The organism is Quisquiliibacterium sp., assembly GCF_982640115.1.
The window spans coordinates 1-7762 of sequence record NZ_CEXFHW010000180.1 but is presented as its reverse complement, the minus strand read 5'-3'; the positions used below and the strand labels follow the sequence as shown (position 1 = coordinate 7762).

Genomic DNA, 7762 nt, shown 5'->3' with positions numbered 1-7762 from the left:
CGCCCGCAGCGGCTGCCGCCGGCGCCGGCGGGCGCGGGGCCGGCGCGAGGGCCGCAGCCACCGCCGCGAGCAGCAGCACGGCCGCCACCGGCAGCCAGGGCTTGATGATGCCCTTGTGGCGCAGCACGAAGAACTGCCGCACCAGCACTCCGGCCAGCATGATGCCGGCGAGCACCAGCCAGCCATGACGGTGGCTGTAGGTGAACGGATAGTGGTTGCTGATCATGATGAACAGCACCGGCAGGGTGAAATAGGTGTTGTGGCCGGAGCGCAGCTTGCCCTGCCGCCCGGGCTCGGGATCGGGGGTCTGGCCGGCCCGGATCTGCGCCAGCATGCGGCGCTGCCCCGGGATGATCACCATGGCCACATTGGCCACCATCAGGGTGCCGAGCATGGCGCCCACATGCAGGTAGGCGGCGCGCGCGCTGAACACCTGCGACAGGCCCCAGGACACCGCCACCACGAACACGAACAGGGCCGCGGCGAGCAGCGTGTCGTGTTCCTTGAGGAGCCGGCACAGCCTGTCGTAGACCAGCCAGCCCGCCACGATGACCGCCGCCGAGATCGCGATGGCGGCCGGCACCGAGAGGGCCATCACCGAGCGGTCGATGAGATAGGTGGATGCGCCGAACCAGTAGACCACCGCGAGCAGGCCCATGCCCGAGAGCCAGGTGGTGTAGGCCTCCCACTTGAACCAGTGCAGGTTCTCGGTGAGCGGCTCGTTGCGCGGGCCGGTGAGGTACTTCTGGCTGTGGTAGAAGCCGCCGCCGTGCACCGACCAGAGCTCACCGTGCACGCCGCGGTCGGTGTCGCCCGGCCGGGCAGGCGCGGTGAGGTGGTTGTCGAGCCAGACGAAGTAGAAGGAGGATCCGATCCAGGCGACGCCCGCGATCAGATGCAGCCAGCGGACGAGCAGATTCGCCCAGTCGAGGAGGTAGGCATCCATCAGCCCATTCTAGCCGCTGGCTTGAGCCCGACGAAGAATCGGCCATCGTCACGCTGGATGAGCACGGCCACACCGTCGGCTGCGCCCTGGATCAGGCGACGCGCCTGGGCCACCGACTGCACCGGCTGACCCTCGACCATCAGCAGGGCATCACCCGGCCGGATGCCGGCGCGCGCGGCCACGCCGCTCGCCTGCTCGATCAGCAGCCCCTGGGGCAGGCCCAGGCGCGCGCGCTCGGCGGCATCGGGCTCGCGCAGGGCCAGACCCACCCGAGCGCCATCGGCTGCCGGCGCAGGCGCGCTCGCCGACGGGGCAGGCGGTGCGCTGCCGAGCGTCACCGGCAGTTCGCGCGTGGCGCGGTCACGCCACACCGTGAGCATCACCCGCTCGCCGGGGTTGGCCAGGCCGATCAGGCTGGAGAGGTTGCCCGAGCGCTGCACCGGCTGGCCGCCCACGGCGATGATCACATCGCCCGGCTTCAGGCCGGCCGCCGCCGCGGCGCTGCCCGGCAGCACCTGCGAGATCAGCGCGCCCGAGGGCGCGCTCAGACCGAAAGAGCGGGCCAGGGTCTGATCGAGATCCTGCGCGGCCACGCCCAGGCGACCATGCTGCGCCTTGCCGGTGGCGAGGATCTGATCCTTGACCCTGAGCGCGACATCGATCGGGATCGCGAAGCTCAGGCCCTGGAAGCCACCCGAGCGCGAGAAGATCTGGGCATTGATGCCGACCACCGCGCCGCTGCCGTCGAACAAGGGCCCGCCCGAGTTGCCGGGATTCACCGCGGCATCGGTCTGGATGAAGGGCACGACGGCGTCACCGGGCAACGAGCGGCCCTTCGCGCTGACGATGCCCTGGGTGGCGCTGTGCTCCAGGCCGTAGGGCGCGCCAATGGCGAGCACCGGGTCACCCACCTCCAGGCCACGGGGGTCCCCCAGACGCACCGTGGGCAGACCGCGGGCTGCCACCCGCAGCACCGCCACATCGGTGACCGGGTCGGCGCCGATCACCCGGGCGCTGAACTCGCGCCGGTCAGCCAGACGCACGACCACCTGACGCGCGTCGCGCACCACATGCGCGTTCGTGAGCACCAGGCCATCCTCGCTCACGATGAAGCCCGAGCCCTGGCCGCGAAACGGCTCGCGCTCCCCCTCGACCATGACGCCGACCACCGCCGGGCCAGCCGCACGCACGATCGCGCGGTAGTCGGGCCGCGACAGCAGCACGGGGGTCGAGGCCTCGCGTGTCGGTGCTTGCGCAGTCGCGCCGGGGGTGGACGCCAGCAGCGCCGCAGAGCTCCCGGCAGCGAGGATGCCCGCGGCGACGAGCGCAGCGCGGAGGGTCTTGTCAGGCATGTCGGCTCCTGTTCGGTGAGCGCGGGATTCGCGCAGGACGGACAGTGCAGGTTCGCGATTAGCCGACGATGAGGCGAGGGTTAGGCCGGGGTTAGGAAAGAGGCCAGGCGTACTGGATCGACGATGCAGAATAAGCATCGATTGCTTATAATCTCCCCGGTGAACACGATCACATGGCGCACCAGGGCACTGCGACAGTTGCGAAAGATCGAAGCAGTCGCCGGCAAGCGCATCCGCCTGGCTGTTTCCGAGGAACTCGCAGATCTCTCAGCGGCAAGGAATGTGAAGGCACTGGTCAACCACACCTACGGTTACCGTCTCAGGGTGGGCGACTACCGGGTCTTCTTCGATTACGACGGGATCATCCGGATCATCAGCATCGAGGAAGTGAGAAAGCGGGATGAACGCACGTACTGACTTTCAGGTGATCCTGGGGCAAGACGGAAAGCCGGCATTCGTCGTGGTGCCTTACGACCAGTTCCAGCGGATGCGGGGCCGCGCGATGGCAGATGTCGTGCCACACGAGGTGGTGAACATCGCCTTCGATCGCGGAGTCTCGCCGATGTGCGCATGGCGTGAGCATCTCGGATTGACCCAGGCGGAACTGGCCTCCCGGATCGGCATCTCACAAGCGGCCTACGCGCAGATGGAGCGCGCTCGCAAGCCCAGGCAAGCAACGCTGGACAAGGTCGCGCGCGGGCTGGGTATTGAAGTCGAACAGTTGAACTGGTAGCGAGTCACCACGGCGTGTTGATCACGGACCGTAGACGATGAACGGCGCCCAGAAGAAGGGGTCCCGGTACTCGGGATGCCGCAACATATCCCGCTTGGCCCTGCTCATGGCCTGCGCGTGACCCTGCCCGGCCCTCAGCGCACCGTAGAACTGCTGCATGAAGAAGGCGGTTCCCTCGTCGTCGACCGGCCACAGGGACAGCGCCGTGCTGCGGTTGCCAGCGACATAAAGGGCATAGGGCAGCCCGAGAATGCCCTCGCCGAGCACGATCTTGCCCAGACCGGTCTCGCAGGCCGACAGCACCAGCAGATCACTCTTGACGCTGTAGGTCATCCACTTGGCCGCCGTGATGAACCCGTCGGTGTCGGGAGCCCGTTTCACCTGCCCCAGGATCAGGGCGCTCAGGTCGGGCACCTCGGTGTTGAGGTAGCCATGGGCAGCGAAGTGCAGATACCGGTACTGCTCCAGACGCCGCTCCCGGTTCAGGCTGAGCAGTTTCGCCTCGGTGGCCTCGGGCCCCAGGAAGGTCTCACCATCGGGGAACAGGCGGGCAATGGCGAGGATCTCGTCCTCGGTTCCGGGCAGATTCTGCAGGTTGCCGGAGAGGGACGCGAAGAAGTTGCGGCTGAGCTCGGCGGCGCGCGTCGAACGACCCGCAACGGGCTCGGCCGGATTCGCTGACAACTGCGCTGGCAGGGCGCGCGCCGGCACCGGCGCGGGCGCGGGGTCAGACGCCATGTAGATCGGCGCTCCCATCGCAAACAGATCGCGGCGGCGGATCGCCTGGTACTCGACCTGTCGTTGCCTGAGCAGGTTCAGGATGGACAGCGACTGGACGTAGCCGACATCGAAACGCTCGATCAGCAACGAATCGCCAAGCCTGAGCGCCTCGAAGGGCAACAGGGAAAGCGCACCGTCGGGGCTGATGATCAGTTGGCGCGCGCCTTCGAGCTTGTCGAGCAGCGGCTCGATCAGCCGCCGGGCGAGGCTGCGCGAGAGCGCGGCGGCCATGGTGCCGCGCTCGGCGGTCGACATCTCGGCACCGCCCTTCGGCGCCACCGCAAGCGGACCCGCAGCGCGGCGACCGCGCATCGCCTGGCGGACCGCCTCTCCAGAGGACAGCCGCTGCTGGAACTGCGTGACCTGCTTGTCGATTTCATCGGCAGGCCCGAGGTCGACCGCGACCGGCGCCGCCGTGCCGCGCAGCACGAACGCCCACAGGCGCGAACGAAGCTCGGACCCTGCACGCTCATCGGGCGGAATGATGAGGTAGCTGATGAAGGCTGCGTCTGCCGGAATCAGCCCCTCCGGCGCGCGCGCGAGCGCGGTGATCCGGCTGACCGCCGCATACCGCGGATACTCCCGCAGCAGACGGTCGCGCAGCCCGGCCAGTTCATCGCGCGCGCCCTCCTTCTCGCGGCGCAGTTCGCGCTGGGCCCTGGGGTCGGTGGCCACGACGATGCTGGCATCGAGTTCGGCGATCCGTGAGGACAGTTCCCGCAGCGCGGTTCTGTGCTCGGCGGGCAGGAAGGGCGAATCATCGGCGGCGGCCTGATCGATCACATCGAGGCATCGGGCGAACTTGCCGCGATCCAGGTAGGAGAGCGCAAGATTGAAAACCCGGTAGCCCTCGGTGGCCGGGTCTCTGACTTGAGCCAGCGCACCGGGCTGAACCAGCAACAGGCCAGCCAGGACCAGCATCACCGCCGGTACCTGCCAGGCACGCCGGGCACACCGGCGCAGCCCCGATGACAACATCACCGTACCGGCAGCCTGTTCAGTTCCTCGATGAACTGACGAGAAATGTTCTTGTAGAGCCGCTCCTGGGCGAGATACCCCCGCTGCCAGCCGATCAGCTTTTCGGAAACGCTGGCGGCTCCTTCCGAGGGAACCAGCTTGTCGAGCACCCGGGCGCCGGAAGGATCCGTGATCACATAGCGCACAGCGGCTTCGTACTTGATGTCGAAGCCCCCGAAGGGCGCTTCAGCCTTCTCGAGGACGGCAGTGATCAGGTAAGCCGGCCGGTTGCGATCGGTCTGCAGATAGTCGAAATTTGCCAGCGTGACCGACAGGCGCTGCGCCAATTCCGCCAGCAGTACCTGACCGGACTTGGATGACGCCGGCAAAGTCGTGGTGATCGGACCGAGACGAAACATCCCCTCGTGGGAGCGCAACGCCTGGATCCCGTCCTGGTCCGGGCTAGCGGGTGGCGCATTGATACCGGTGGCGCACCCACCCAGCGCGCCCAGCAAAGCGAGGAGGAAGAGGCGTCGCGTGACGCCCTGGAACCAGCGATATCCGGTAACCATGTCGACTCCTGCCCGAACCACTGGCTCGGGCGCTTGAACCTGCGGGATTGAACGACGCCGTATGACTCGCCCCGACGATCTTCCGCCGATGCCAGACGGGCCGTCAACCCGCCCGGAACGCCACCCGGACGCGCATGCCGCCCAACGGGGAATCGAGCAGCTCGAGCCGCGCGCCGTGCCGCTGCGCAATGCCACGGGCGATCGCCAGACCCAGCCCGCTGCCGGGGCTGTCTTCGCTGCTGCGGCGCCAGAACCGGTCGAAGGCCCGCTCACGCTCGGCCGGTGTCATGCCCGGGCCGGCATCATCGACCAGCAGCACCGCCTGGTCGCCCTCGCCGACCACCTGCACGCGCACCCGGGTGCCGGGCGGGGTATGTCGCAGGGCGTTCTCGATCAGGTTGCGAGCCAGCGCCACGAGTTCATCGGCATCGCCCAGCACCGCCGGCGCCCTGCGCTGTCGGGCCTCGCTGATCCCGGATTCCCCGATGTCGGTCTGACCCATCTCGGTCTCGATGCGACTGCCGCGCTCGTCGGCGAGCGGGCCGAGCAGAGCCACCGCGCGGGCCACCGGGTCGGCCAGCGACAGCGGCTGGCGCGGCGCGACCGGCGCCCCGGGCTCGGCCCGCGCCAGCGCGAGCAGCTGCTCCACCAGCCGGGCGGCCCGCGCAATGCCCTCGGCCAGCGCGGCGAGCGCCGCGTCGCGGCCGCCCTCGTCGCCGGCGCGCTGCAGCAGCTGCAGCTGCAGGCGCAGCGCGGTGAGCGGCGTGCGCAGCTCATGGGCGGCATCGGCGATGAAGTCACGCTGCAGGCTGAGCGAGCGGCCCAGCCGCGCAAGCAGCGCATTGAGGGATTGCACCAGCGGCGCGAGTTCCTCGGGCAGCCCGGCGTCGGGCAAGGGCGTGAGCGAATCGGCATCGCGGGCGCGCACCTCGCGGGCCACGCGGTTCAGCGGGCGCAGCGTGGCACCGGCCAGCCACCAGCCGGCCAGCGCCAGCAGCGGCGCCAGCCAGGCCAGGGGCGCGATGCTGCGCAAGGCCGCGGCGGTGGCCAGTCGCTGACGCACCGGCAGCGGCTGGGCGACCTGGATGATGCGCTGCCGGGTGACCACGCTGAAGCTGCGCCAGGTCTCGGCGCCCACCCGCTGGTCGGCGAAGCCCGGCGGCGCGCGGCCGGGCAGCGCCACCGGCGTGCGCGAGGCCCACACCGCGCGACCGTCGATGGTCCACACCTGGATGACCACCTCGAGCTCGCTGTCGGCGAGCACCTCGGCCTGCGGCGGGTCGATGGCGCCCTGGTCACGCAGCGACAGCGCGATCTGCCGAAGCTGGTAGTCGAACAGCGCTTCGGTCTCGGCCAGCACGCCACGGTAGGTGACCGCGGCCATCACCGTGGCAGCCGCGGCCAGCAGGACCGCCAGCGCGAGCAGCAGCCGCAGGCGGATCGAGTTCATGCGCTGCCAGGGCCGCGGCGGCCGTCGGATCCGGGTTCCCCCGACCGGCCGGGCGCGCCTGCGGGCCCGCTCGCGCCCTCGGCCGACACCGCGTAGCCCAGGCCGCGCACGGTCACGATGAAGCCGGCGCCGAGCTTGCGGCGCAGCTGATGCACATAGACCGACACGGCATTGCTCTCGATGGCATCGCCCCAGCCATAGAGCCGGTCTTCGAGCTGACTGCGCGACAGCATCGCGCCCGGCCGACGCATCAGCGCCTCGAGCACCGCGAATTCCCGCGCCGAGAGCGTCACCGGCCGGCCATGCAGGCTCACCTGGCGGGTGACCGGATCGAGGTCCACCGGCCCGCAGGACAGCCGGGAGCGGGCCGCGCCGGCATGCCGGCGCGCCACCGCGCGGATGCGCGCGGCGAGCTCGTCGAGATCGAAAGGCTTGACGAGATAGTCGTCGGCACCGGCATCGAGCCCGCCGACCCGCTCGGGCTGTTCATCACGCGCGGTGAGGATGATCACCGGCGTGTCGTCGCCGCGATCGCGCAGCGCGCGCAGCAGCGACAGGCCGTCGCCACGCTCGGCGCGACGCGGCCCCGGCCCGCCGAGCGGCAGGCCGCGATCGAGCAGGATGAGTTCGAAGCGCTCGCCGGCGATCGCGGCCTCGGCCGCGGCAACATCGCGCACCCAGTCGACCGCATGCCCCTCCAGGCGCAGCGCCGCACGCAGCGCCTCGCCCACCCTGCGGTCATCCTCGACCAGCAGCAGCCGCATGGCGGCAGGCGCAGGCGGGCAGCCCGCTCAGCTGAGCATCTGACCGCCGTCGACCGCGATGGTCTGGCCGGTGACCCAGCGGGCGGCGTCGCTGCACAGGAACATCACCACATTGGCCACCTCCTCGGCGGTGCCCATGCGGCCCGAGGGAATGCTCGCCAGGATGCCCTTGTAGAGCGCGGGATTGTGCTGACGGGCCTGATCCCAC

8 protein-coding genes and 1 pseudogene are annotated in these 7762 nt (G+C 69.8%); 2 read left to right on the top strand and 7 right to left on the bottom strand.

Going from position 1 to position 7762, the window contains the following annotated elements:
• Together AC2H6A_RS16205 and AC2H6A_RS16200 are read right to left on the bottom strand one after the other, a co-directional pair.
• Positions 1-946: urate hydroxylase PuuD (locus AC2H6A_RS16205; RefSeq protein WP_484274752.1), on the bottom strand; the 946-nt coding region annotated here is incomplete at its 3' end.
• Positions 946-2298 carry a trypsin-like peptidase domain-containing protein gene (locus AC2H6A_RS16200; RefSeq protein WP_484274751.1) on the bottom strand — a complete coding sequence of 451 codons (1353 nt, stop codon included), beginning with the start codon at positions 2296-2298 and terminating at the stop codon, positions 946-948. The genes AC2H6A_RS16205 and AC2H6A_RS16200, both read right to left, overlap by 1 nt.
• A gap of 159 nt (positions 2299-2457) precedes the next feature.
• Between AC2H6A_RS16200 and AC2H6A_RS16195 the strand changes: the two genes are divergently transcribed.
• Together AC2H6A_RS16195 and AC2H6A_RS16190 are read left to right on the top strand one after the other, a co-directional pair.
• The gene (locus AC2H6A_RS16195) at positions 2458-2715 is read left to right on the top strand and encodes a type II toxin-antitoxin system RelE family toxin (RefSeq protein WP_484274750.1); all 258 of its coding nucleotides are present in this window, start codon (positions 2458-2460) and stop codon (positions 2713-2715) included.
• Entirely contained in the window at positions 2699-3031 is a 333-nt protein-coding gene (locus AC2H6A_RS16190; RefSeq protein ID WP_484274749.1) for a helix-turn-helix domain-containing protein, read from the top strand. The genes AC2H6A_RS16195 and AC2H6A_RS16190 overlap by 17 nt, the downstream gene beginning before the upstream one ends.
• A gap of 21 nt (positions 3032-3052) precedes the next feature.
• On the opposite strand, the gene AC2H6A_RS16185 is transcribed toward AC2H6A_RS16190, so the two are convergent.
• The 5 genes and pseudogenes from AC2H6A_RS16185 to AC2H6A_RS16165 all read right to left on the bottom strand — a co-directional run.
• Positions 3053-4732 (bottom strand): CHAT domain-containing protein, encoded by a 1680-nt coding sequence (locus tag AC2H6A_RS16185; RefSeq protein ID WP_484274748.1) that lies wholly within the window; start codon positions 4730-4732, stop codon positions 3053-3055.
• A gap of 56 nt (positions 4733-4788) precedes the next feature.
• Positions 4789-5340, bottom strand: coding sequence for a hypothetical protein (locus tag AC2H6A_RS16180; RefSeq protein ID WP_484274747.1), 552 nt, complete (start codon positions 5338-5340; stop codon positions 4789-4791).
• 103 nt (positions 5341-5443) lie between these two features.
• Entirely contained in the window at positions 5444-6790 is a 1347-nt protein-coding gene (locus tag AC2H6A_RS16175) for an ATP-binding protein (RefSeq protein ID WP_484274746.1), read from the bottom strand.
• Positions 6787-7554, bottom strand: a complete 768-nt coding sequence (locus AC2H6A_RS16170) for a response regulator transcription factor (protein ID WP_484274745.1) — start codon at positions 7552-7554, stop codon at positions 6787-6789. Before AC2H6A_RS16170 ends, AC2H6A_RS16175 begins: the two co-directional genes overlap by 4 nt.
• Positions 7555-7587: 33 nt before the next feature.
• Positions 7588-7762 (bottom strand): annotated as a pseudogene (locus AC2H6A_RS16165) (SDR family oxidoreductase); the annotation flags it as partial.